21 protein-coding genes are annotated in these 23,934 nt (G+C 73.5%); 6 read left to right on the plus strand and 15 right to left on the minus strand.

Translation table 11 applies throughout. The features are described from left to right. Positions 1 to 13: 13 nt before the first annotated feature. The gene (locus FH609_RS12850) at positions 14 to 2,260 is read left to right on the plus strand and encodes an ATP-binding cassette domain-containing protein (protein ID WP_139667074.1); all 2,247 of its coding nucleotides are present in this window, start codon (positions 14 to 16) and stop codon (positions 2,258 to 2,260) included. Between the two features lie 1,160 nt (positions 2,261 to 3,420). Here FH609_RS12850 and FH609_RS12855 read toward each other — a convergent pair. From FH609_RS12855 to FH609_RS12875, 5 genes are all read right to left on the minus strand, one after another. After that, positions 3,421 to 3,966, minus strand: coding sequence for a DoxX family protein (locus FH609_RS12855; RefSeq protein WP_139667073.1), 546 nt, complete (start codon positions 3,964 to 3,966; stop codon positions 3,421 to 3,423). Positions 3,967 to 4,003: 37 nt separating this feature from the next. Continuing rightward, on the minus strand, positions 4,004 to 5,194 hold the full coding sequence (locus tag FH609_RS12860; protein WP_405378924.1) for a hypothetical protein: 1,191 nt from the start codon (positions 5,192 to 5,194) through the stop codon (positions 4,004 to 4,006). A 474-nt stretch (positions 5,195 to 5,668) separates the two neighbouring features. Then, positions 5,669 to 6,751, minus strand: coding sequence for a C40 family peptidase (locus FH609_RS12865; RefSeq protein WP_139667072.1), 1,083 nt, complete (start codon positions 6,749 to 6,751; stop codon positions 5,669 to 5,671). A gap of 199 nt (positions 6,752 to 6,950) precedes the next feature. After that, entirely contained in the window at positions 6,951 to 7,784 is an 834-nt protein-coding gene (locus FH609_RS12870; protein WP_139667071.1) for a DsbA family protein, read from the minus strand. Positions 7,785 to 7,960: 176 nt separating this feature from the next. Further along, positions 7,961 to 10,210, minus strand: coding sequence for a glycoside hydrolase family 9 protein (locus FH609_RS12875; protein ID WP_405378927.1), 2,250 nt, complete (start codon positions 10,208 to 10,210; stop codon positions 7,961 to 7,963). Between the two features lie 268 nt (positions 10,211 to 10,478). Here FH609_RS12875 and FH609_RS12880 point away from each other — a divergent pair, with 268 nt between their 5' ends. Further along, positions 10,479 to 10,826, plus strand: coding sequence for a hypothetical protein (locus FH609_RS12880; protein WP_139667069.1), 348 nt, complete (start codon positions 10,479 to 10,481; stop codon positions 10,824 to 10,826). Positions 10,827 to 11,106: 280 nt separating this feature from the next. On the opposite strand, the gene FH609_RS12885 is transcribed toward FH609_RS12880, so the two are convergent. The 8 genes from FH609_RS12885 to FH609_RS12920 all read right to left on the minus strand — a co-directional run bounded on the left by FH609_RS12885 (position 11,107) and on the right by FH609_RS12920 (position 16,056). After that, positions 11,107 to 11,463, minus strand: a complete 357-nt coding sequence (locus tag FH609_RS12885) for a hypothetical protein (protein ID WP_139667068.1) — start codon at positions 11,461 to 11,463, stop codon at positions 11,107 to 11,109. 181 nt (positions 11,464 to 11,644) lie between these two features. Continuing rightward, positions 11,645 to 11,905, minus strand: a complete 261-nt coding sequence (locus FH609_RS12890; RefSeq protein WP_139667067.1) for a hypothetical protein — start codon at positions 11,903 to 11,905, stop codon at positions 11,645 to 11,647. A 265-nt stretch (positions 11,906 to 12,170) separates the two neighbouring features. Then, positions 12,171 to 12,437, minus strand: a complete 267-nt coding sequence (locus tag FH609_RS12895) for a hypothetical protein (RefSeq protein ID WP_139667066.1) — start codon at positions 12,435 to 12,437, stop codon at positions 12,171 to 12,173. Further along, positions 12,430 to 12,735 (minus strand): hypothetical protein, encoded by a 306-nt coding sequence (locus FH609_RS12900; protein ID WP_139707871.1) that lies wholly within the window; start codon positions 12,733 to 12,735, stop codon positions 12,430 to 12,432. Before FH609_RS12900 ends, FH609_RS12895 begins: the two co-directional genes overlap by 8 nt. Positions 12,736 to 12,904: 169 nt before the next feature. After that, positions 12,905 to 13,426, minus strand: a complete 522-nt coding sequence (locus FH609_RS12905; protein ID WP_139667064.1) for an SRPBCC domain-containing protein — start codon at positions 13,424 to 13,426, stop codon at positions 12,905 to 12,907. Between the two features lie 2 nt (positions 13,427 to 13,428). Next, positions 13,429 to 13,734 carry an ArsR/SmtB family transcription factor gene (locus tag FH609_RS12910; protein WP_139667063.1) on the minus strand — a complete coding sequence of 102 codons (306 nt, stop codon included), beginning with the start codon at positions 13,732 to 13,734 and terminating at the stop codon, positions 13,429 to 13,431. A 54-nt stretch (positions 13,735 to 13,788) separates the two neighbouring features. Then, positions 13,789 to 15,444: a TlrC/CarA/OleB/SrmB family ABC-F type ribosomal protection protein gene (locus FH609_RS12915; protein ID WP_139667062.1), complete on the minus strand. Its 1,656-nt coding sequence runs from the start codon at positions 15,442 to 15,444 to the stop codon at positions 13,789 to 13,791. Positions 15,445 to 15,642: 198 nt separating this feature from the next. Then, entirely contained in the window at positions 15,643 to 16,056 is a 414-nt protein-coding gene (locus tag FH609_RS12920; protein WP_139667061.1) for a RidA family protein, read from the minus strand. 125 nt (positions 16,057 to 16,181) lie between these two features. Here FH609_RS12920 and FH609_RS12925 point away from each other — a divergent pair, with 125 nt between their 5' ends. After that, positions 16,182 to 17,264: a Gfo/Idh/MocA family protein gene (locus FH609_RS12925; protein ID WP_139667060.1), complete on the plus strand. Its 1,083-nt coding sequence runs from the start codon at positions 16,182 to 16,184 to the stop codon at positions 17,262 to 17,264. Between the two features lie 42 nt (positions 17,265 to 17,306). On the opposite strand, the gene FH609_RS12930 is transcribed toward FH609_RS12925, so the two are convergent. Further along, positions 17,307 to 18,455, minus strand: coding sequence for a C40 family peptidase (locus FH609_RS12930; protein WP_319789590.1), 1,149 nt, complete (start codon positions 18,453 to 18,455; stop codon positions 17,307 to 17,309). A gap of 461 nt (positions 18,456 to 18,916) precedes the next feature. Between FH609_RS12930 and FH609_RS12935 the strand changes: the two genes are divergently transcribed. Beyond that, positions 18,917 to 19,513, plus strand: a complete 597-nt coding sequence (locus FH609_RS12935; protein ID WP_139667058.1) for a dihydrofolate reductase family protein — start codon at positions 18,917 to 18,919, stop codon at positions 19,511 to 19,513. A gap of 15 nt (positions 19,514 to 19,528) precedes the next feature. Here FH609_RS12935 and FH609_RS12940 read toward each other — a convergent pair whose 3' ends face one another. Then, positions 19,529 to 20,218, minus strand: a complete 690-nt coding sequence (locus FH609_RS12940) for a DUF1707 domain-containing protein (RefSeq protein WP_139667057.1) — start codon at positions 20,216 to 20,218, stop codon at positions 19,529 to 19,531. A 263-nt stretch (positions 20,219 to 20,481) separates the two neighbouring features. Between FH609_RS12940 and pcrA the strand changes: the two genes are divergently transcribed. Next, positions 20,482 to 22,956 (plus strand): DNA helicase PcrA, encoded by a 2,475-nt coding sequence (pcrA, locus tag FH609_RS12945; RefSeq protein WP_139667056.1) that lies wholly within the window; start codon positions 20,482 to 20,484, stop codon positions 22,954 to 22,956. A 185-nt stretch (positions 22,957 to 23,141) separates the two neighbouring features. Continuing rightward, a complete protein-coding gene (locus FH609_RS31065) occupies positions 23,142 to 23,888 on the plus strand; it encodes a hypothetical protein (protein WP_193317864.1) in 747 nt (248 codons plus the stop codon). Positions 23,889 to 23,934: the final 46 nt, after the last annotated feature.

The following is a 23,934-nucleotide window of genomic DNA, read 5'->3' on the forward strand; positions in this document are numbered from 1 at the left end:
TACCGTTCGGGCCATGGACCACCGCACCATCACCCTCAGGGGCGCCCGCACCCACAACCTCGCCGGACTCGACCTCGACATCCCGCGCGGCCGGCTGGTCGTCGTGGTCGGCGTCTCGGGCTCCGGCAAGTCCTCGCTGGTCTTCGACACCATCGCGGCCGAGGCCGGCAACCAACTCCGCGACACGTTCCCGCCGTTCGCCCGCAACCGGCTGCCCTCCCAGCCCCGGCCCGACGTCGAGCACATCGCCGGCCTCTCCCCGGTGATCGTGGTGGACCAGCGCCGGGTGGGCGGCAACGCGCGCTCCACGGTGGGCACGTTCACCGACGCCTGGAGCTATCTGCGCCTGGTCTACTCGCGCGTCGGCAGCCCGCACGTGGGCGAGTCGAACCACTTCTCGTTCAACGACCCGGCCGGCATGTGCCCGGGCTGCGACGGGCTGGGCGAGCGGATCGTCAGCGCCGTCGACCGGTTCCTCGACCTCGACCTGTCGCTGCGGCAGGGCGCGATCCGGCTGCCGGGCTTCGGCCACGGCGGCTACTGGTACGAACGGTATGCCGACATCGGCTCCTTCGACGCGGACACCCCGCTGCGCGAGTGGAGCGAACGGGAGCGCGAGGCGCTGCTGTACGGGGGCGAGGCGGCGGCCGAGCTGGGGCGGGGCGCGCCGGGGGACTACGAGGGCGTCGTCGAACGGTTCGAGCGGATCTATCTGCACACCGCCGACGACCCGTCGGAGGCCAAGCGGGAGACGATCCGCCGCTTCACCCGCACCGCCACCTGCCCCGACTGCGGCGGCGACCGCCTCAACGCGGCGTCCCGCGCGGTCACCGTGCTGGGCCACACCATCGGCGAGCTGGCCCGCCTTGAGGTCGCCGAACTCGCCCCCGTGGTGCGGGCGGTGGACGCGCCCGCCGTGGCGCCGGCCGTGGCGGCGCTGGTCGCGCGGCTGGAGGCGATGGACGCCATCGGCCTGGGCTATCTCACGCTGGCGCGCGGCACCGCCACGCTCTCCGGCGGGGAGTCGCAGCGGCTGAAGACCGTCAAGCACCTGGGTTCCAGCCTCACCGAGATGCTCTATGTCCTTGACGAGCCCACCGTGGGGCTGCACCCCACCGACATCGCGTCCATGAACGGGCTGCTGGCGCGGCTGCGGGACGCCGGGAACAGCGTGCTGGTCGTCGAGCACGACCCGGACGTGATGGCCGCCGCCGACCAGATCGTGGAGATCGGCCCGGGCGCCGGCCGCGACGGCGGGCGGCTCGTCTTCCAGGGCGGCTACGGGGAGTTGACCCGGGCCGACACCCCCACCGCCCGCGCCATCGCGCGCGCCATCGCCCGCCGCGCGCCGGCCAGGACCCGGCCGCGCACCGCCACCGGCGCGCTCACCGTGCGGAACGCCACCCGCAACAACCTGCGCGACCTCACCGTCGACCTCCCGACCGGCGTGCTGACCGTGCTCACCGGCGTCGCCGGCTCCGGCAAGTCCAGCCTGGCCGCCGAACTCGTCGAGCAGCACCCGACGCGGATCGTGGACCAGCGGCCGGTGAGCACCAACCGCCGTTCCACGCCCGTCACCTACACCGGCATCGGGGGCGCCGTCCGTTCCCTCTTCGCCCGGCACACCGGGGCGCCGGCCGCGCTGTTCAGCGCCAACTCGGCCGGGGGCTGCCCCGACTGCCAGGGGCTGGGCGTCGTCCACGCGGACCTCGCGTTCATGGAGCGTCGCGAGCTGGTCTGCGAGACCTGCCGGGGGCGGCGCTTCACGCCCGAGGCGCTGGCCCACACCGTCGACGGGCTGACCATCGCCGACGTGGACGACCTCACCGTCGCCGACGCCGTCGAACGCCTCCCTGACCGGCGGATCGCCGCCGGGCTGCGCGCGCTGAACGAGGTCGGGCTCGGCTATCTGCGGCTCGGCCAGTCGCTGGCCACGCTCTCCGGCGGCGAGTGCCAACGCGTCAAGATCGCCCGGGAGTTGCGGCACGCCGAGGAACCCGGCGTCTACCTCCTCGACGAGCCGACCACCGGGCTGCACCTGAGCGATGTGGCGACCCTGCTGCGGGTCCTCGACGCGCTGGTGGAACGCGGCCACACCGTCGTCGTCATCGAGCACCACCTGGAGGTGATCCGGCAGGCCGACTGGCTGATCGACCTCGGGCCCGGGCCGGGACGCCACGGTGGCACCGTGCTCTACGAGGGGCCGGTCGCCGACCACACCGACCCGAACACCCCGACGGGGCGCGCGCTGGCCGGCTAGGTGTTCTGACCTGGGAGGTGCGTGGGTGGGTGCGGGGTTTGTCTGCGGGCCGGTGGCCGGTGCGGGGCAGCCCGACTGGTCGCCGTCCCTCGACGAGACTCGCTGTGAGGGGTTGGGGCTCTGGCGCGGGCTACGACGCCTGGCCTACATGGCGCACGACCGGCCGGGTGCGGGCGTAACGAATGCCGGCAAGGGGCTGGCTGGGAAGGGGGGGCGCGGCTTCCGGGAGGTGGGGTTCGTTGCCGAGCGGGGGTCAGCTCTGGCGGTGCGTGCCCTCCGGGCGCAGGGACCGCGCCGAGTTCGAGGGCCGGCCGGCGGCTGGGGGCGTGCGTGGCGCGCACCGGCTTCGCCGGCCTGCCCCGGCATGTCGCCCGTCTCGGACGTGACCGATCGTCGGGCGTCTCACGGGGACGGTGCCGGTTGGTCGTTGAGGGGTGGGTGGGTGGGGTGTTCGGTCAATGACCACGCTGCCGCGCGAACATAGTCTGCTGTCTTGGTAGTCCGCGCGCCGTCGACTTCCGAGGGCGGGCGCGCGGGGGTGGGGGGACCTTTTTTATAGGTGCCCGTTTGGAAGTGAACAGATCGTTCAACTCTAGACGGGCACCTATTGAAAGAGGCCCCCCACCCCCCCTGCCCGGAAGTCGACAAGGTGCGGACTACCCAACCGGCAGGCGATGTTCGCGCGGCAGCGTGGTCGTTGACCGGCGCCCCGTCCTGCCGGTGGAGTGGAGCGGCGGGAGTTGTCCCCTTTCAGTCGTCCGACGATCGGTCACGTCCGAGACGGGCGACATGCCGGGGCAGGCCGGCGAAGCCGGTGCGCGCCACGCACGCCCCCACCCACCAACCGACCCTCGAACAAGCCGCGGTCCCTGCGCCCGGAGGGCACGGTCGCCATTCCCGACCACCCCTGGCGGCAACGAACTCCACCTCCCGGAAGCCGCGCCCCCCTTCCCAGCCAGCCTCCTGCCGGTATTCGTTACGCCCGCACTCGGCCGGTCGTGTGCCATCTAGGCCCGGCGTAGTAGCCCGCGCCAGAGCCTCCACCCCTGTGGGCGCGTCTCGTCGAGGGACGACGGCCAGTCGGGCTGCCCCGCACCGGCCACCGGCCCGCAGACAAACCCCGCACCCAACACACCACCCGCACCCACCCCGTTCACCCCTCAGCGGAAGATGCGGTCGTTGCGGTGTGGCAGGAACCACGGCCGGGAGCCCAGCAGCCCGTCCAGGGTGTAGGGGCCGCCGCCGGCCAGCGCCAGCGTGACGAAGCCGAACAGCAGCGGCAGGTCGGCGCCGAAGTAGTACGGGTCCGTCGACCAGGTGACCGTCAGCCAGAACGACAGCGCCAGCAGCGTGCCCAGCCCCGCCGCCCAGCGGGTGCGCAGCCCCAGCAGGACCGCCGCGCCCAGCACGATCTCGGCGACCGCCACCCCGTGACCCGTCAACTCCGGCGCGTCCAGCGCCCGATCGACCAGCCAGGGCACGGCCGCGTCGTCCCGGGACGCCAGGAGCATCCCCTCCATGGTGTCCGTGTTCATCACGGAGCTGAACGGTCCACCGTCCACATACTTGTCGATCCCGGCGTAGAGGAAGGTGAACCCCAGGAAGAGGCGCAGCGGCAGCATCGCCCACCGCGCGGCGGTCTCCCGGGCGCCACCCGGCCCCCCGGTCACCGGTGGATGACCGCCCAGCGGGTCCGTCACCGACATGGGCCAACGCCCTTTCGTCGCGGCTTGAAGGGACCGGTCAGTCTGCCACCGTGACGCGGTAGCGGCCAGACTCCGTGCCGGCCGCCGTGATCACCTGCACCTCGACCCGCCCCGGCTCCACCTCGGCCGGCACGCGCACCACCAGCCGGTCGTCGTGCGGGTTGTCGAAGCCGCCGCGCGCGGGCACCAGCGGCACCGGGACCGTCAGGCCGCCGATCCGCACCACCGTCTCGGCCAGCCGCCCGGCCGAGCCGGCGCCCGCCGGCACGAAACCCGAGCCCCTGATCTCCAGTTCGTCGCCCTGCCGGATCGGCGCCACCACCGTGCCGGGCTCGCGCACCCGCACCACCGACTGGATCACCGGCCGGGCGCCCTCGGTGTACTTGGCCGCCAGATACGTCAACGCCGAGACGCCCAGCAGCAGCACGACGCCCCACGGCAGGTCCGGCAGCTCCCTCGGCCCGCGCGCCAGCCGCACCCCGACCAGCGCCAGCGCCGCCGCGTTCACCAGCAGGTACTGCACATCGGGGAAGCTGCCCCGGCCGCCGTCGTCGGTCAACAGGTCGGCGGGGCGCGGCACGTCGGCCCGCACCTTCTGCATCCGGAAGCCCCGCACCCGGGTCGCCACCGTGTGCCGCACCCAGACCGTCACCGCGCAGGCCAGCGCGACCGCCGTCAACAGCCCGCCGGCGCGCGCCGGTTCCAACCCGTCGAGCAGCGCCGCCCGTTCACCGCCGTCGCCGAGACCCGCGAGGGTGAACGCCAGCATCAGCACGGTGACGCCGGACAGCAGCAGCCAGCCGGCGGCCACCGCGCGGGAGGTGGAGAGCCGGTTGTCCTCGCCGACCAGCGGGGCCAGCAGCCCGCCCCGCTCCCGGTGCGCCCGGCCGACCGGTGTCAGCAGCCCGGCGACCGTCGCGGCCGACAGCAGCGCCGTGGTCCTGGCCAGCGTCCACCCCTGGTCGCCGAGCAGCGCGGTGGCCAACTGGCCCAGCAGCAGCGCCCCGACCAGCGCCCACATCGCCAACAGCGCCCGGTCGGCCAGCGTCGCCAGCCGGAACCTGCCGTGCTCCGCGGCCCTGGCCGCCACCTCCCTGGCCGCCTCGGTCAGTTCGTCGGAGATCCACTGCCGGGACGCCTCGGGGGAGTGGGCCAGGCCCTGCGGTATGCCGTCGCCGGCGGCCAGCCGGTCGCGCAGCGCGGCCAGCGCCTCCTCGGCGCGGCGCAGCGCGGCGGCGGCCGACGCGGGGCAGCCGCCGCAGGCGCAGTCGGCGCCGTGGGCCGGCGGCTCGGACGCCGAGGGCTCGGGCGCCGGGGCCGCGGCCGGCTCCGGGGGTGCCGGCGGGCCCGCCGCAGCCGGCCCTTCCGGTGCGGCCGGCGGCGTGGTGGGCGAGGCGCCCGGCTGGGGCGGCACGGAAGGCCGCTCCCGTGGCCTCGGCGGCCTCGGCGGGGCCGAGCGCTCGGCGTCCGGCGCGCTCGGCGCGGCTTCGCTGGACGGCTCGTCGGCCACGCTGCTCTCCCCTTGTCGCGAGATTCCCCGGACCCTCTTTCGGAACGGAGCCCCGCCTCTCGGTCTCCGGTCCGGCTCCGGGGCGTCCCCGGGCCCGGGGAGCGCGGCGCGGCGGCCGACGCCCGCGTCGCCGCCGGGGGCGACGCGCCTCGATGTCCCGGGCCCTACGGATTCTGCCCTACCCGCGCGCCGTCAGGCGGGCCGGGTCGCACCGTTGAAGGGCATCGAGTCAACGTCCGCCAGCCGCACCGGCGTTCCCGACCTGGCCGCGTGCACGATCTGCCCGTTGCCGATGTAGAGCGCCACATGGCTGTTGTCCGGGTAGTAGAACACCAGGTCGCCGGGGGCGAGTTGGGAACGGGTGACGCGCGGCCCGGCCGTGGCCTGGGCGTAGCTGGTGCGCGGCAGCGACACCCCGGCCGCGCCCCAGGAGGCCAGGGTCAGGCCCGAGCAGTCGAAGGCGTCGGGCCCGGTGGCGCCCCAGCCGTAGGGCTTGCCCAACTGGGCCAGGGCGAAGCCGACGGCGGTGGCCGCCCGCGCCGTGGGCGCCTCGGCCGCACCCGCCGGCCGCGCCTCGTCCCGGCCGGCGCGGGCCGGCGCCGCGCCGTGCCCCTCCTCGGCGAGGACCCGTTCCCGCTCCTCGGCGGTGCGGGTGGCCAGCAGCTCCTCGGCCTCCGCCAGCTTCTCCTCGACCACCTCGCGCTGCTCTTCGGCGTCCCGCCTGGCCTCCTCGACGGTCTCGGCCCGCTCGTCCGCCTCGTCCCGCAACTGGTCGATCTCGCGCAGCTTCTCGGAGATCTCCCGCACCTGCTGCGCCTGCCGGTCGCCGGTGCGGCTGGCCACGTCGGCGCGGCGCAGGAAGTCGTCCGGGTCGCTGGACAGCGCCAGCGCGAGCCCGGCGGGCATCCCGCCGCTGCGGTAGCTGGCGCTGGCGTGGGCGCCGAGCGCGTCCCGTGCCTCGTTCAGCTCGGCGGTGCGCCGGGCCGCGCGGTCGGACAGCTCGGCCAGCTCCTCCTCGGCCTCCTCGGCGCGCTCGGTGGCCTCGTTGTACGCCTCGGTGGCCTGCTCGGCCTCGTGGTGCAGCGCGTCCACCCGCTCCTCGACCTCGGCGAGGGTGGGCTCGGGCTCGGCCAGGGCCGGGGTGTCCAGCGCGCCGGCGGTGGCGGCGCCGGCCAGGGTGATGCCGGCGGCGACCCGCAGCGCGGGACGGCGGCTCGACGACCAGGGTTTTCGGTAGGTGGGACGCCGCCAGCGGCGCCTGCGATGCTCGGCCATGAGGCAGGACGCTAGACCCGCCCGAGGGCCCCAACCGCCGTCTGACCGGCATTGGCGGCAAACGCCCACAGCTGACGGCAGTTGATCGAAACGATCGGTAACGACTACCGTTCGTTCGCCATTTAGGACTCAGCGTGTTCGTTCCGGCGCCGTTGCGCGCGCCGCGCGCGGGGGGCCGGGCCCGGCGCGCGGGGCCGGCTCAGGACTCCCCGGCCGCCTCGGCCAGCGGCTCGATCAGCTCGGCGAACTCGGCGAACGGCCGCGCGCCCTGCACCGGATGCCCGTTGACCAGGAACGAAGGCGGCGTGACGATCCCCAGCTCCATCGCCTCCTCGGCGTCGGCGCCCACCGCCTCGCCGGCCTCCGGCAGTTCCATCTCCGTCAGCATCAGCTCGACGTCCGGCACCCCGGCCTCCTCGGCCAGCTCCCGCAGCCCCTCCTCCGAGAACCGCCCGCTGTCCAGGTGGAACTCCTCGGCGAACGCGGCCAGATAGAACTCCTCGAACCGCCCCTGCCGGCCCGCCGCCCAGGCCGCGCGGGCGGCGGCGTCGGACTCCGGCCCGTTGATCGGGAAGTTGCGGAACTCGATCCGCACCACGCCCGTCGCCACATACTCCTCGACGAGCCGCTCGTGCACGCCCCTGGCGTGCGTGCCGCAGAACGCGCACTGGAAGTCCGCGTACTCGATCACCACCACCGGCGCGTCCACGTCCCCGATCGCCAGCGGGTCGTCCGCGTCCCTGCGGGCCAGCTCCAGCGCCGGATGCCCGTCCGGCAGCGGCACCACGCTCTCCTCGCCGCCCGCACCGTCCGACGCCTCGTCGCCGCCCCCGACCAGCAGCGCGGCGACCGAGCCCAGCAGCAGGAACAGCACCACCACGACGGCCACGACCCCGAAGACCAGCCGCCGCGAGCGCCCGCCATCGCCGGCCCCGGCGGGGCGGCGGCCCGGGGACCGACCGCCCGAGGCGGGCTTGCGGCCCGGCCCTGGGGCGCGGTTCGACTTCGGCTTGCGAGAACGGGAGACCGGCATGACCCCCAGCCTAGGCCGTGTCCGTAAAGCGCCGCCGGCGTGCGAACGCGGTGGCGGGCGATGCCCAACGCAGCGCGCCCCCGGCCGGAGACCCACGGGACCTGGGGGACCCATGGACTCCGACCGGGGGCGCGGCCGTCGCTCGCTCGGGCGTCGGTCACCCGACGCTCACGCGGTCACTCGGCGGCGCCGCCACCGAGGTCGTCGGCGTAGGAGGCGATCCAGGCCAACGGGGCGTTCCAGTTGATGGTGATCTCGTTGGTCGAGTAGGACTCGATGTCGTCGATGTAGCACATCGCCGGGGCGCAGCCCTGGAGCAGGTCCTCGGCCACCGGGTCCTGGAGCGCGCTGTTCGGGCCACCGGCCACCGAACCGGCCGCCGGGTTGGGCAGGCTCGGGTCCAGCTGGTTGGCCCAGAACCGGTGGTGCTGGTTGTGAGCGTCACGCTCGCCGTAGCCCGTCACATAGGACAGGTTCAGCGGGTTGCGGCCCAGCAGGTAGTCCAGGCCGGTCAGCACCGCGTCCCGGTAGGCGGTCTCGCCCGTCAGGTCGTGGGCGGTGGCCAGCACCACCATGTTGTTCAGCACCTGGGAGTTGGAGCCCCAGACATAGCCGTCCACGCCCAGCGGCACGCCGTACGCCTCGCCGCCGGCCAGCTCGACCAGGCCGTCGGCGGCCTCGGCCACCGTCGCCCGCACCTCGGCCAGCTCCGTCTCGCTCAGCGCGTTCGGCACCGTGGCCAGCGAGAGCCCGCCGAGCGCGGCGGTCTCGCCCCACGAGAACCCGCCGGGCGGGAAGACGCCCTCGGCGTCACCGTGCAGCTCGGAGCCGAGCACGGCCTCCTTGTAGGTGTCATCGCCGGTGGTCACGAACAGCTCGGCCGCCGCCCAGTAGAACTCGTCGGTCAGCTTGGCGTCGCTGTAGGCGCCGCCGCCGATGCCGTCGTTGGGGTCGGCCAGCAGGTCCGGGTTGGCCACGGCCGCCGCGTAGGACGACTCGGCCGCCGCCAGCAGCTCGTCGGCGAACTCCGGGTCGTACTCGGCGAAGAGCCGCGCACCCTGGGCGGCGGCCGCCGCGACGTTCAGCGTCGCGGCCGTCGAGACCGGGTGCAGCTCACGCGGCTGGGCGTCCTCGTGCGGCAGCGTCGGCAGCGCGGTCCACGCGGCGTCGTGCAGCTTGTGGTGCGCCATGCCGGCCAGCTCCTCGCCCTCCGGCACCCGCATGGAGAGCAGGAAGTCCAGCTGCCAGCGCGCCTCGTCGAGGATGTCCGGCACGCCGTTGCCCTGCTCGGGAACGGCCAGCGCGCCGTCGCCCAGCGGCTCGCCGTTCGCGCCCTCGGTGGTCAGGGTGCGCTCGTAGGAGGAGAGCAGCTGGGCCACCGAGATGCCGCCGTTGACCACGTACTTGCCGTGGTCGCCCGCGTCATACCAGCCGCCGGCCGCGTCCAGGGTGTAGTCGCACTCGTCGTTCCAACAGGTCACGCCGTCGTCGCCCTGGTTGGGCGCCACGTTGACATGGCCGGCCGGGCGCGCGTACTCCTCGCCCACCAGCTCGGCGTCGATCTCGATGCCGCTGCGGTTGTGGTAGAAGTACGCCAGCGCGTCGGAGCGCAGCGTGGAGTAGAGGTCGTCGCCGATGGCGAACGGCTCGCTGGTCTCCTCGCCGATGGTCACCGTGTAGCCGTCGCCCGGCGTGGTGACCTCGCTGAAGTCGAAGCCCTGCACGTTCTGTTCGGAGGACGGGTCCACGCCCAGCGGGGTGGTCTCGCCCGTCGCGACCTCGGCGCCGGAGGCGTCGTTGAGGGTCCAGGTCTGGGCGTCGGTGCTCTCGGTGACGAAGGTGCCCTGCTTGGGGCCCTCGGTCAGGTAGCCGACCTGGTTGACGCGGACCGGGGAGCCGGTGTCGGGCTCGTAGACCGGGGGCTCGGCGCCGCCGGTCAGCGAGATGTCGTCCAGGCAGAGGGTGAACGGGTCGGCCTTGCCGCCGACCTGGAACACCAGCTGCGCGGCGTCGTTGTCGGTGCCGGCGGTGAAGACGTGGGTGAACGTCGTCGGCTCCGTGCCGATCTGGTCCACGGTCGTCAGCTCGGTGTCGTATGGCTCCTCGGCCTGCTGCACGGCGGTGCGGCTGGACGCGGCGGCCGTGGCGGTGGCGGTGTAGGACAGCTCGTAGGACTCGCCGGCGGTCAGCGCCAGGTCGTTCTGGCCGATGATCGCGTCCCACGGGTTGGCGGTGCCACCGGGGATGTCGGCGCAGAGCTGGCCGTCCACGACCTCGCCCGGGTTGTCGGCGGTCCACCACCAGGGGTCGGTGGTGCCGTCGGCGAAGTCACCGTTGACGATCAGCTCGGGACCGTCGGCGGCGCCCGCGTTGGGCAGGGTGATCGCGCCGGCTATGAGGCCGGCGCCGAGGGCAACGCCCAGCAGGCGCTTGCCCCTTCTGGCGCGACGGTGCCCTTGGGGCGGGTGGGAAGGATGTTGGGTCACGGCTCGATCCTTCGACGGAACGGATGGGGGGTGTGCGTGCGGTGGTGCTGTGGTGGTGCGCTGTTCTGTCGGCGTACGGTTCGGGCGTTGCGCGTGTGGGAGCGCTCCCAAAAGCTCCCACGGCATCGTCGAACGAATGGCAGGAACTCGTCAACCCCCCGTGACCCACCGGTATCGCCCGGAGTTGCCGTCACTAGACTCCGGCGGCATGGGAGTAACCATTGATCTGGTCCTCGCGCTGCACATCATCGGAATCGCGGCGCTTCTCGGGGGTGTGCTGGCGCAGTTGAAGGCCCTGCGGGCGGGCGACGCCACCGTGACGCCGGGGATGCTGCACGGTGCGCTCACCATGCTGGTGACCGGCGTCGCCCTGGTCGGCCTCAACCAGGCGGACGACCAGGAGGTCAACAACACCAAGATCGGGATCAAGATGGCGGTGCTGATCGCCATCCTCGTGCTGGTCTACATCAATCGGGGGCAGAAGGTGTCGACCGCGATCATGGGGGCGATTGGGTTGTTGACCGTCACGAACATTGTGATCGCCACGGTTTGGTAGGCGGTTCGGTAGTCGGTTTGGGCGGGGGTGGGGGCGTCTTCGGGCGGCCTGCGGCGGGTATGCGGCGGGTCGTTGGACGAACGGCTTATGTCTTCGCGCGAACGTTGACCGAACGTAGGCGTTGGGTGCTCCGGAGGCGAACGTTTTCGGTCAACTGACGGCGGGTGCGCGGCCGTTGTCCGGCGTCGGTCCGCCGGCGGGAGAGCGGCTCGCGTCCCCGCCGGCGGGTGCCGTTCGGGTACGCGTCACGAGGCCCGTCGCAACGGTCCGGGCACACGGTTCACGGCTCGGCGACCCAGCCGTGCGAATGCTGTGCGGTGGGTTGCTCCCAGCGGAGGGTGGCGGCGATCTGGTCGGCGTGTTCGATCATGGTTCGCTCGGGATGGCGGTTGAGGTAGACCATCTGGTAGTAGATGCGGGCGGCTTCGCCGGCCGGGAGCGTGGCCCTGCTGGCGGTGGGGCGGTCGCCGATCACGCCCTTGCGTGGCTGGGTGTACTCCTCGACGAGTCCGTCGAGCGTGGTGAAGCCCTCCGTGAAGGGATGCCACTCGGTGTAGACCATGGGGAAGTCCGCCATCTGCTGTGGCCGTTCGCGGGAGAGCCAGACGGCACGGGGGCCGACGGTGGAGTCCCGCAAGGTGCCCCAGGCATCGACGAGTTCGGGGTGGAGCGCCCGGGCGTAGGCCGGTCGCGCAGTCCACGGCGTTGGGCGACGCGTTGGGCGACCTGCTTGGGGGGTTCCTCGTCGTGGACGTCCAGGGGCGCCCACTCGCCGCCGGGCGAGGTGAGGACGGGGACGGGGACGGGGACGGGGAGAGTCATCGTGATGTGCTCCCGGTGGGAAGGGGCTCTGCGGTGAGGCTGTGCACCAGGGCCTCGGCCAGTCGGTGAATGCCGAGGGCAACGGCCGGGCTTGCCCAGGTGATCGAGAGCCGCACCACACACCTCGGATGTGGGGGCGGACAGACGAAGTAGTCGAGGTGCCCGGTGATCAGCTCCTGGCCCGGCGTCTCGGACAGGTTGCGCAGGGCGCCGTGCACCCCGCACGCGGGTCCGAGGGGCAGTTCGATTTCTGTCACGTCGGGTGGTCCGACGGCGGCGGGCCCGGGTCGGCGGAGGACGTCCACGAGTTCGCTCGACCCGCTGATCCCGGACCGCCGCGCCCCTGAGGGCCCTGCTCCCATCGTCGATGGAGGTGGCACCGAGCGTGCCGCGCAGGCCCGGAAACCCGAGGGAGCCGCCGAGCGAGGCGAACGGTGCCCGGAGAGAACCCACGATGTCGGCGCCCAGCCCGTTGAACACATGCCCGCCGCTCCCCAGCCGCCAGGGACACCGCCGTCGCGATCAGGGCGTCGGCTCCGAGGGCGGCGCCGACGCCGGGGACGAAGACGCCGCGACCTCGGCGAACTCCTGGAGGCTCCGCATCAGCTTCCGCCTCTGGTGCTTCCGGTTCGCCGCGAACTGCTCCACCTCGTGGCGGAGGTCGTCGTGTCCCATCTGCTCCGCGTAGTCGTCGGCGATGGACTGGGAGTCGTCGAACTCGGCCGCGATGAAGCGGAGGCGTTCACCCAGCTCCCGCACGTCGTCCACGGTCACCCTGAGGTCAGACACCGGCCCGCTCCTTGTCCCCGGACCAGCGCAGTGAGCGGGCGATGGCGTCGAACATCTCGGTCAGCGGGTCCGCCAGCTCCGGGATCGGGGTGCTGAAGGTCAGCACCGGCCAGCCGCCGCTGCCCGGCACGGGAAGGGTGAAGTCCACGATCGTGCCGGGGCGTTCGGGCGGCTGGCCCCACTCCGGCGCGTCCTCGGGCACGCCCCGCCGGCGGCAGCGCACCGCCTCGCCCGAGGGGAGGGTGACGGTGGTGACCTCGGCGGGGGCGCCATGCCTCGCGGCGATGGCCTCGGCCATCAGCGTCAGGGGCACACCTGCCCCGGCGGCTGAGGGCGCCCGGCTCCGCGCTGACCAGCAGCGTCGCCGGGACGGCAACGCCCGGAACCGCCAAGGGAGCCGGTGCCGCCTAGGGAGCCGGCACCGCCAAGGGAGCCCGGCGCCGCCGAGGGGACCGTGACCCGGCCCGTCAGCCCGTCACGTAGTGGGCGGCCAAGGACTCGGCCCCGGCCCAGACCTCGTCCGACGACGCGCCGTCGAGATGGCGGGCGAGCACGTCGAGGATCAGGTGCCAGCCCAGGGCGAAGTCGCCCGCCGCGTCCCGTGGCGCCTCGCGGTGGGTGAGCAGCAGCCGGGTGCCCTGCGGGGTCGGCGTGAGGCGCCACTCGACCACGGACTCCGGCAGCCCGTCCCACCGCCAGGTGTGCTCCAACGCGCCGGCGTCCCGGGGCGTTTCGGGGGCGTGCAGCGAACGGACCGCGCCGGTCGCCGTGCCCTCCTCGCCGAAGTCGAAGCGGACCTGCCCGCCCACCCATGGCTCGATCAGGCAGCCCGGCAGCCAGAACGTCAGTCGGTCAGGGTCGGTGAGCGCCCTCCAGACGTCGGTGGGCGAGTGGCGCAGCGGCCGGTCGAAGCGGATGCCGAAGACCCCGCGTTCGTCCAGCCCCAGCAGGCCGGCCCCGGCGGGCGGTCGGTCGTTTGTCGCCGTCATGGTCAACCCGTTCCCTCGTCGAGTGCGGACTCCAGCGCGTCGAGCACGCGTTCCCAGCGGTGCGCCTGCGCCGAGAGCCAGTCGCTGGCCTCGGCCAGCGAGGCGGGGTCGATCCGGTAGAGCCGCTGGGTGCCGACACGGCGCACCGTGAGCACGCCGCCGTCGACCAGCACCCCGAGGTGCTGGGAGATCGCCGGCCGGCTGCTGGCGAAGCGGCCGGCGATGGTCGTCGCGTTCAACTCCCCGCCGGCCAGCAGTTCCACGATGCGCCGCCGCGTCGGGTCGGCGAGAACGTCGAGCGCTGACATGGAGTGAGTGTAAGTGATTGCTTACGAACGGGGAAGTGGCCCGGCGCCGAGACCTCAGGCGGCGTCCGGGGTCTCGAACCGCCCGTTCCGCAGGGACAGCTGGCGGCCGGTGAAGCGGGCGCGGAGGCGGCGGTCGTGGGTGACCACGACCAGCGTGCCGTGGTAGTCGGCGAGCGCCTCCTCCAGGCCCTCGACCAGCGCCGGCGACAGGTGGTTGGTCGGCTCGTCCAACAGCAGCACGTCGACCGGCTCGGTGACCAGCCGCGCCAGCTCGATGCGCCGGCGCTGGCCGTAGGACAGCTCGCCGATCCGCAGCCCCAGTTCGGACACCTCGAACAGGCCGAGCGAGAGCAGCGTTTCGATGTGCTCGTCCAGGTCGCCCGGCCCGCCCCGCCCGTGGGCGAAGGCCCGCAGCACGCTGTACCGCTCCGGCCACGGCGTCTCGCGCTGCCGCAGATGCCCGACGCGGCCCGGCACGGCGACGGTGCCCGCGTCCGGGGTCAACTCCCCGGCGATCACCCGCAGCAGCGTCGACTTCCCGGCGCCGTTGGGCCCGGTGATCAACACCCGCTCGTCGTGCCCGAGCCGCAGCGAGGGAACGGAGAGCCGGCCGGCGACCTCCACGCCGCGCAGCTCGACCGCCGGCCCCTCGGCCACCTCGCCGGCCTCCTCGATCCGCCCGGTGAACGTCAACGGCTCGGGCGGCGGAGCGACGGGATCGGCGGTGAGCCGTTCCACCCGCTCGCGCGCGTTGCGGATGCGGCTGGCCGCGCCGTGCTCGCGGCCGCGCTGGCGGAAGGCGCCGTGGCCGAACGCCGCCATCGGGTTCTTGCGGGGGATGGCGTCCAGCCGGTCGACGTTGGACTCGGCGATCCGCTCGTTGCGCTCCAGCTCGGCGAGCCAGTCCTCGTACTGCTGGAGCCGGCGGCGCCGCTCGGCGGCCTTGGCGCGCAGATACCCGGCGTAGCCGTCGCCGTGCCGGGTGACGGCGCCGGCCTCGATCTCCAGCACGGTGGTGGTCAGCCGCTCCAGGAACACCCGGTCGTGGGTGACGGCGACCACCGTGCCCCGGTGCGCCCGGAGTTGGTCCTCCAGCCAGCCGACGGCCTGGTCGTCGAGGTCGTTGGTCGGCTCGTCCAGCAGCAGCAGCTCGGGGCTGGCGGCGAGGGTGGCGGCCAGCGCCAGCCGGGAGCGCTCCCCGCCCGACAGCGTGCCGATCCGCCGGTCCCGCGCCAGCTCGGGGAGGCCGAGGGCGTGCAGCGCGATGTCGACCTTCGCCTCCGCCTGGTAGCCGTCGCGGGCCTCGTAACGTTCCACCAGCGTCGCGTAGTTGGCCATGGCCGCGTCCAACTCGGGCCCCTCGGGCCCGGCCAGCGCGGCCTCCGCGCGGCGGATGCGCTCCTCCAGCTGGCGCAGGTCGGCCAGCGCCTCGTCGATGGCCTCGGCGACGCTCGCCTGGGGCGGCAGCGCCAGCGTCTGCGGCAGATAGCCGAGGCCGCCGGGCGCGGAGACCGTCAACTCGCCCTGGTCGGGCCGCTCGAAGCCGGCGATCAGCCGCAGCAGCGTGGACTTTCCCGAGCCGTTGTCGCCGATCACCCCCACCTTCTCGCCCGGGCTGACGGCGAGGGTGACCCGGTGCAGCACCGTCTTGGCGTCGTAGCGCTTGGTGATGTCACGCAGGGTGAGTTGGGAGGCGGTGGCGACGGGCATGGATCTCCCCGGGGCGGTCGGGCGAGGGCTGGGTGGGCGCGGGCGGCGCGGTGGCCGGGTCTGGGGTTCAGGGAGAACCTGGGCGAGAGGAGTCCGGGCAGCGTAGACGCACCGGCCGGAGCCTGGCAACGGTCACGGACGGTGACGCCCGGCGTTCGGGGGCCGGGCGCACCCTGCCCGGCCGGGGCGGCTCGGGGCTCAGTCGGCGTCGAGTACGGCGGCGACCGCCTCGATCTCGACCAGCTGGTCGTCGTAGCCGAGCACGGTGACCCCGAACAGCGTGCTGGGCACGTCGTGTTCGCCGAACGCGTCTCGCACCACCTCCCAGGCCGCCACCAGATCGGCCTGGTCCGCGCTGGCGACCAGCACCCGGGTGCTGATCACATCGGTCAACGTCGCACCGGCGTCGGCCAGCGCCGTGCGCAGGTTGGCCACCGCGACGGCGGCCTGTCCCGCCGGGTCGCCGACGGCGGCGGTCGTGCCGTCGGCGTTCAACGGGCAGGCGCCGGCGAGGAAGATCAGCCGCGCCTCGGCCGGCGCGGTGGCGGCGTAGGCGTACTCGGCCACGTCGGAGAGCGAGGCGGAACGGATCAGGGTGACGGCCTTCGGCATGGCGGCACTCTCCTTCGGCGGCGGGTCGCGAGAACGCGTGGGCGCCTGGATCGTCGCACGGCCGGCACCCCGGGCGGGCGGGAATCGCGTTGCGCGCGGCGCCCGGAGGCGGTGGGCTTGCGCCCATGCGCGTGGGAGTGGTGGGACTGGGCATGGGGCTGCGGCTGGCGGACGGCTGCCGGCGGTTGGGCATCGAGGTGGCGGCGGTCTGCGACCGCGACCCGGCTCGGCTGGCCGCCGCGCTGGCCCAACTGCCGGGCGCCACCGGCACGGACGACTGGACCGCGCTGCTCGACGCCGGCCTCGACGGGGTCGTGCTGGCCAACGACTTCGACGCCCACGCCCCGCTGGCCACCGCCTTCCTGGCACGTGACATCGCCGTGCTCTCCGAGACCGCCGCCTGCGTGGACGAGGCGGAGGGTCGGGCGCTGATCGCGGCGGCCGAGTCCTCGCGGGCGAGCTACTCCTTCGCCGAGAACTACGTGTTGCTGCCCCAGACCCGGCTGCTGCGGGCGGCCGTCGAGGCCGGCGAGTTGGGGCGTCTCCAACTGGTCGAGGCCGACTACCTGCACGGCCTCTCGCCGGCGGCGCTGGCCGAGCTGACCGGGGACCCGCGCCACTGGCGTGGCCGGATCGGGCCGACCGCCTACTGCACCCACACCCTCTCGCCGATCCTGGCGCTCACCGGCGCCTGGCCGGTGGAGGTCTCGGCGTTCCCCGTCGACGAGGGCGACCGGAGCACCGCCGTGGTGCTGGTCGTTCGGCTGTCCACGGGCGCGCTGGCCGTCTCCCGGTTCTGCTTTCTCCAGGGCGAGCCGGAGAGTCACTGGAGCGCGCTGTCGCTGCGCGGCACCCGGGCGCTCGCCGAGTCGGTGCGGGCGCCGGGCGAACGGGCCTGGGCGGTGCGGTTCCGGCGGGAGGCGTGGACCACCCCGGACGGCGCCGGGGCGCACGAGGAGGAACGCGTGCCGCCGCCGCTCGTCCGCGACGGCGCCGTGGTGGAACGCGAACGGGAGGCCACGGTGCTGCTGCTGGAGGGCTGGCGGGCGACCGTGGCGGAGGGGCGGCCGCCGCTGGTGCCGGTGCGGCCGGCGGTCGCCGCCTCGCTGGTCGGCGTCGCCGGCGCGGTCTCCCTCGCCGAGGGCTCCCGCCCGGTGCCCGTCCCCGACGTGGCACCGGACAACGAACGTACGCCGCCCGGTCGTTGAACGGACGCCGCCCGGTCGCGTCGAGCGGGAGCCGGCGCGGGCTCAGGCCGGGCGGACGGCGCTGTGCCAGGGCATGTTGTCGATCGACTCGTACTTGATGACATCGCCCGGCTTGGGCGCGTGGATCATCTGGCCGTCGCCGACATAGAGGCCGACGTGGCTGATGTCGTCGTAGAAGAAGATCAGGTCGCCGGGCTGGATCTGGTCACGCGGGATGGTGGTGCCGATGTTCACCTGGTCCCAGGTGACCCTGGGTATCTCCACGCCGGCCGCGCGCCAGGCGGCCTGGGTCAGCCCGGAGCAGTCGTAGGAGTTCGGCCCGGTGGCGCCCCAGACATAGGGCTTGCCCAACTCGCCCTCGGCGAAGGCGATCGCCGTGTCGGCCAGCGTGGCGTAGTCGCCCGACTCCGGCGGGGCCTCGGGCTGTTGCTCCTGCTCGGCCTCCTCGGCGGCCCGTGCCGCCTCCTCGGCGGCGGCGCGCTCCCGCTCCTCCTGCTCGCGCCGCTCCCGCTCCTGGCGGGCCTCCTCGGCGGCGCGGGCGGCCTCCTCCTCTTCCAGCCGCTCCAGCTCGGCCAGCTCGGCCTGCTCCTCCTCGTCGAGCTGGTCGAGCAGGGCCCTGGCCTCGGCGAGCCGGTCCTGGACCGCCTGCCGCTGGTCCTGAAGCTCGGTCTCCCGCTCCTCCAGCTCGGCCAACGCCTCGGTGGCCGCGTCCTGTTCCTCGTCGGCCGCCTGCTCGCGCTCGGTGAAGGTGTCGAGGGCGTGCTGCTGGAGGCCGGTCAGCCGGTTGAGGGTGTACCCGGTGTCGAAGAAGCTCTTGGGGTCGTCGGCCAGCAGCAGCGCCGCCGCGTCGGGCAGCCCGCCGGTGCCGGCGCGGTACTGCGCGGCGGCCATCGCGCCCAGCGTCTGCCGGGCCTCGTTCACCTGCTCGGTGGCGGCGGCCGCCGCGTTCAACGCCTCGTCCACCTGGGCCTGTTGGACGTCCACGTCCTCCTGCGCCGCGTTGTAGCGCTGGGTGGCCACGCCGGCCTCGTGGTAGAGGTGGTCGACCTGTTCGCGGACCTCGCGGGCCCGCTCGGCGGCGGAGTCGGCGCGGTCCCGCTGCTCCTCGATCGCCGGGGGATCGTCGTCGTCGGCGAACGCCGGGTGGCTGAGCAGGGTCGCCGAGGCGAGGGCCGCTGCGCCCACGCTCATGGCGCCTCGACGCGCGGACGGGGACTCCAGAAGGCCGCCGCGCGGCTTGCGGTGAGTGCCCAAGGCCGGTGTCTCCAATCCCTGGCCGAACGCGGGCTGCCACGGCGGCTGGGCCGCGCGGCGACGGGGACGCCCTACGAACGGAGGCGGCCCGTGCCGCCGGGTGCGGCGTCAGGGGAGCGAGCCACCTGGCGCTGCACGGTAGTCACTTGGCGGGGCCTTTGGGAAGGCTGGTGTGCGATATGACCGAAACCAATTTGTGATCTTTGCCTCGTGATCGAGATCGACCGGTCAACTGTTCGGTGACCGGCGTCACTTCGATCGGGACCGGTCGGGGGCGATGAGTTCGGCGACCGACCGTGGTCCACTCACCCGACGGGCCGAGCGCGAACCGCGGCGGACCCAACGAACCGAACGAACCGAACGAACCGAACGAACCGAACGAACATGGAGCCAGAACCATGCGTGTTGTCGCCCTCTCCTTCGTCAGCCTCGACGGCGTGGTGCAGGCCCCCGGCGGTCCCGATGAGGACACCGACGGTGGCTTCGCGCACGGCGGTTGGGCTGGCCCCTACTTCGACGACGCGGTGGTGGGCGGCGCCTTCGACGAGGCGGTCTCGGGCGCGAAGGTGCTCCTCTTCGGCCGCCGCACCTGGTCCGTGATGGCCACCGCCTGGCAGCAGCGGGCCGGCGACCCGTTCGCCGACCGCCTCACCTCCCTGCCCAAGTACGTGGTCAGCGACTCCGTCATCGACCCCGACCGCACCTGGGCGAACACCACCCGGATACCCCGCGACCAGCTCGTCCCGAAGATCGAGGCGGCGCGCGGCGCCGGCGAGGGCGACATCGTGGTGCAGGGCAGCTCGACGGTGGTGCGCGCCCTGCTGGACGCGGGCCTGGTCGACGAACTCCGCCTGCTGGTGATGCCGGTGCTGCTGGGCGGCGGCAAGTCGATCTTCCCCGAGAACGGCCGGCACGCCCCCTTCGAGCTGGTCTCCACCAGGCCCAACCCCGCCGGCACCGTGGTCAACGTCTACCGCAGCGCCAACCGCCCCTGAGCCGGCCGGCGCGGCTCAGGCCGGGTTGTCGCGCAGCTTGCGCCGCTCCCAGCGGTTGGGGTGGCGCACGGTCGCGCCGCCCATCCCGCAGCTGCCGGTCACCCACACCGTCGGGGCGCTCTCCGGCGCCTCCCCCGAGGTGCGGTCGCGCAGCCCGCCGATCGACGGGTCCACGCCGCTGGTGTCCACCCGCCAGCCCTCGGGGACGACGACGGTGACGCCCGCCATCTCGCCGTGCACCTCCACCTCGACCTCGCCCAGCGGCAGTTCGGTCCTGGTGAAGTCCACCTTGACCCCGCCCATCCCGCCCTTGGCGATGATCTTCGACGGCACCTGCCAGCGCCCCACCCGCTCGGCGCCGTGCAGCCCGCCCTTGAGGAGCAGCGGTCGCTCGTCCTGGCGGCTCGGCGGCGGGCCCAGCGGAACGGGGCGCTGCTGGTGCGGGCCGGGCAGGTCGGCCGTCAGCGGGATCAGTTCGCCATAGGTCCTGGCGGTGAGCGCCAACTCCAGCCGCTCCTCCAGCTCCTCCATGTCGAGGCGCCCCTCGCCGGCCGCCTCCCGCAGCCGCTCGGCCACCGCCTCGCGGTCGGCGTGCGAGGCGCGCAGCCCGGCCCTCGGGTCGGCGGGCGCACCGGCCGGCGCGGCCTTCCGCAGCGGCGCGGGCTCCGACGAGGTGGCCGGGTCGGGCTGGCTTTCGGACGTCATGGCGGGCGGTCCCTCTCGTACACGGTGCTCGACAACGCCGCGGGCGGGGGCCGTTCCACGACGCCCCGCCGGGCTGCGGACCGGCGGCGCCGACCCGTTCCACCAACATAGCCAGGGCGAACGGCTCCGTCCCGGCCCGAGCCGGGATCTCGGGGGCAACTCCGGGTGAACCCCTCCGGCGCGCGGCGGGGTCGCCCCGGGACCACCGGGGTTATCCCGGTCGGGCCCGCGCTGTCAGAGGGGGGCTCTAGACTCGGTGGGCGATGAGCGGCCTCTTCGACGACCAAGCCCTGGCGGACCTCGACCCCACCCCGGACGAGGAGCCGCCACCCCCCGAGCCCGAGGACACACCCGGCGGCGCCGGCCAGGAGGACGTTCCCGACGACCTCTTCGCCGGCACCTTCGCCGAGCCACGGGCCGCCGACGAGGACGCCTACTACCGCAACGGCGCGCGCAAGCCGATCAGCGACCCGGCCGTGCTGCTGGACGGGCTCAACGAGCAGCAGCGCGCCGCCGTCACGCACAGCGGCGGGCCGCTGCTGATCGTGGCCGGCGCCGGCTCGGGCAAGACCCGGGTGCTGACCCACCGCATCGCGCACCTGCTGTCCGCCCGCAACGCGCACCCGGGCCAGATCCTCGCGATCACCTTCACCAACAAGGCCGCGGGCGAGATGCGCGAGCGGGTCACCGAGTTGGTCGGCCCGCGCGCCAACGCGATGTGGGTGATGACCTTCCACAGCGCCTGCGTCCGCATCCTCCGCCGGGAGAGCCGCCAACTCGGCTTCACCTCCAGCTTCTCCATCTACGACGCGGCCGACGCCAAGCGCCTGATGGCCCTCGTCTGCCGGGACCTGGAGCTGGACCCCAAGCGCTTCCCGCCCAAGTCCTTCAGCGCCAAGGTCTCCAACCTGAAGAACGAGCTGATCGACCCGGAGGACTTCGCCGCCCAGGCGGGTGGGGGCACCTCCCAGACGGAGTCTGGGGGATCTTTCGAGAAGACGCTCTCCGAGGCGTACTCGATGTACCAGGCGCGGCTGCGCGAGGCCAACGCGCTGGACTTCGACGACATCATCATGACCACGGTCCACCTGCTCCAGGCGTTCCCCGACGTCGCCGAGCACTACCGCCGCCGCTTCCGGCACATCCTGGTCGACGAGTACCAGGACACCAACATCGCCCAGTACACGCTGATCAGGGAGCTGGTCGGCGAGCCGGGCGGGCCGCTGGAGCCGGCCGAGCTGTGCGTGGTGGGCGACGCCGACCAGTCGATCTACGCGTTCCGTGGCGCCACCATCCGCAACATCCTCCGGTTCGAGCAGGACTTCCCGCAGGCCGCGACGCTGCTGCTGGAGCAGAACTACCGCTCCACCCAGACGATCCTCTCCGCCGCCAACGCGGTGATCGCCCGCAACGAGGACCGCCGCCCGAAGAGCCTGTGGACCAACGCGGGCGGCGGCGCCCGCATCGTCGGCTATGTCGCGGACACCGAGCACGACGAGGCCCAGTTCGTCGCCGACGAGATCGACCGGCTGACCGACGCGGGCGACGCCAGGCCCGGCGAGGTCGCCATCTTCTACCGCACCAACGCCCAGTCCCGGATCTTCGAGGAGGTCTTCATCCGGGTCGGCCTGCCGTACAAGGTGGTCGGCGGCGTCCGCTTCTACGAGCGGCGCGAGGTCCGGGATGTGCTGGCGTACCTGCGGGTGCTGGCCAACCCCGAGGACACCGTTCCGCTGCGCCGCATCCTCAACGTCCCCAAGCGCGGCATTGGCGACCGGGCCGAGGCGATGATCGAGGCCCTGGCGCTGCGCGAGCGGATCTCGTTCGCCCAGGCGCTGCGCCGGGTCGACGAGGCGTACGGCATGGCGGCCCGCTCGGCCAACGCCGTCCGCCGGTTCAACGTGCTGCTGGAGGAGCTGCGCACCGTCGTCGAGTCCGGCGCCGGGCCGGCCACCGTGCTGGAGGCCGTGCTGGAACGCACCGGCTATCTCGCCGAGTTGCAGGCGTCGACCGACCCGCAGGACGAGACCCGGGTGGAGAACCTCCAGGAACTCGCCGCCGTGGCCCTGGAGTTCGAGCAGGAGCGCGCCCGGGCCGAGGAGGAGTCGCCCGGCACGCTGGCCGACTTCCTGGAGCGGGTGGCGCTGGTCGCCGACTCCGACGAGATCCCCGACGAGGCGGACGAGGGCGGCGTGATCACGCTGATGACCCTGCACACCGCCAAGGGCCTGGAGTTCCCCGTCGTCTTCCTCACCGGCATGGAGGACGGGGTCTTCCCGCACATGCGGTCGCTGGGCAGGACCAAGGAGTTGGAGGAGGAGCGCCGGCTGGCCTATGTCGGGATCACCCGGGCCAGGCAGCGGCTCTATGTCACGCGCTCGGTGCTGCGCAGCGCCTGGGGCCAGCCCCAACACAACCCGCCGTCCCGGTTCCTGGAGGAGATCCCCGAGGAGCACGTCGAGTGGCGGCGCACCGGCCCGGTCGCCAGGACGCCGGAGCCGCCGGCCCCCGTGGCGGCCCGACGCGGCGGCGCCACCGGCGGGTTCGCCACCGGCCGCTCCTCCGGCAAGCCGGTCGTCTCGCTCGCGCCGGGGGACCGGGTGACGCACGACACCTTCGGCATGGGCCGGGTCGTCGCCGTGCAGGGCGAGGGCGACCGGGCGGAGGCCACCATCGACTTCGGCGGCGAGAAGCCCAAGCGGCTGCTGCTCCGCTACGCCCCCGTGGAGAAGCTCTGACGTCGCCGCGACGTCGGCCCTGACCTGCTGGGCGGGCCGGCCCGAGTGTCGCCGTCGTGTCACAGAGCGGGGAAAGGGGTTGTGGTCGGGCTGGGGGAGCGATGAGATGCTTCAGGCACTTTCGTACTCCACTTCCTTCCTGTCCCCGGAGTACGTATCCCTTTCACTTCCCCAGGGGGAACCACATGAGCCAGCCCTGGCAGCAACAGCCGGAGGGTGGGTACGGCGGTCAGCAGCCGCCTCAGCAGCCCGGTGGCTATCAGCCGCAGTACGGCCAGCAGCCCCAGCAGCCGCCCAACCCCTACGGCCAGCAGCCTCCGCAGCCGGGCTACGGCTACCCGCAGCAGCCGCAGCCGCCCCAGCAGGGCCACGGCTACCCGCAGCAACAGCAGCCCCCGCACCAGCCGGGCCCCTACGGCGGCCCCGGCGGCGGCTTCCCCCCGCCCCCGCCGTCGTCCGGCGCGACGGGCAACCCGGCGATCGCCATCCTCGCCGCCGTCGGCGCGATGCTGGTCGTCGGCTTCGTCTACGGCCTGATCTACAACGGCATGTTCGACGAGGAGAAGATGGAGTTCAGCCAGGTCACCTGGCTCTCGCTCCTCGTGGGCGCCGGCGTCGCCGTCGGCCCCGCGTTCCTCGCCAAGAAGAACTACGTGGTGTGGGGCGTCGCCGCCGCGCTCGCCCTGGTGGCGGCCGTCTTCGGCGAGCTGTGGGGCACCGCGATGGTGCTCAGCGAGTATGTCTACGGCAACGAGATGGCCGCCGAGTTCGGCCTGGAGTCCAAGGGCACGCTTGAGGTCTTCTTCAGCGACTTCGGCGACGTCTGGGACGCCTGGTCCGACGGCATGGAGGCCATCAACTACCTGATGCTCCTGCTGGCGCCGGTCGGTGCGCTCGCGGTCTGCTCCTCGGTGAGCAAGCGCTCTTCCTGAGCCCACCTGGCAGTTCGCGCGTCGCGGGCCACACCGCCGCGACGAG

Origin of the sequence: Streptomyces sp. 3MP-14, from assembly GCF_006334905.2 — a bacterium.
Lineage (GTDB): Bacteria > Actinomycetota > Actinomycetes > Streptomycetales > Streptomycetaceae > Streptomyces > Streptomyces triticirhizae.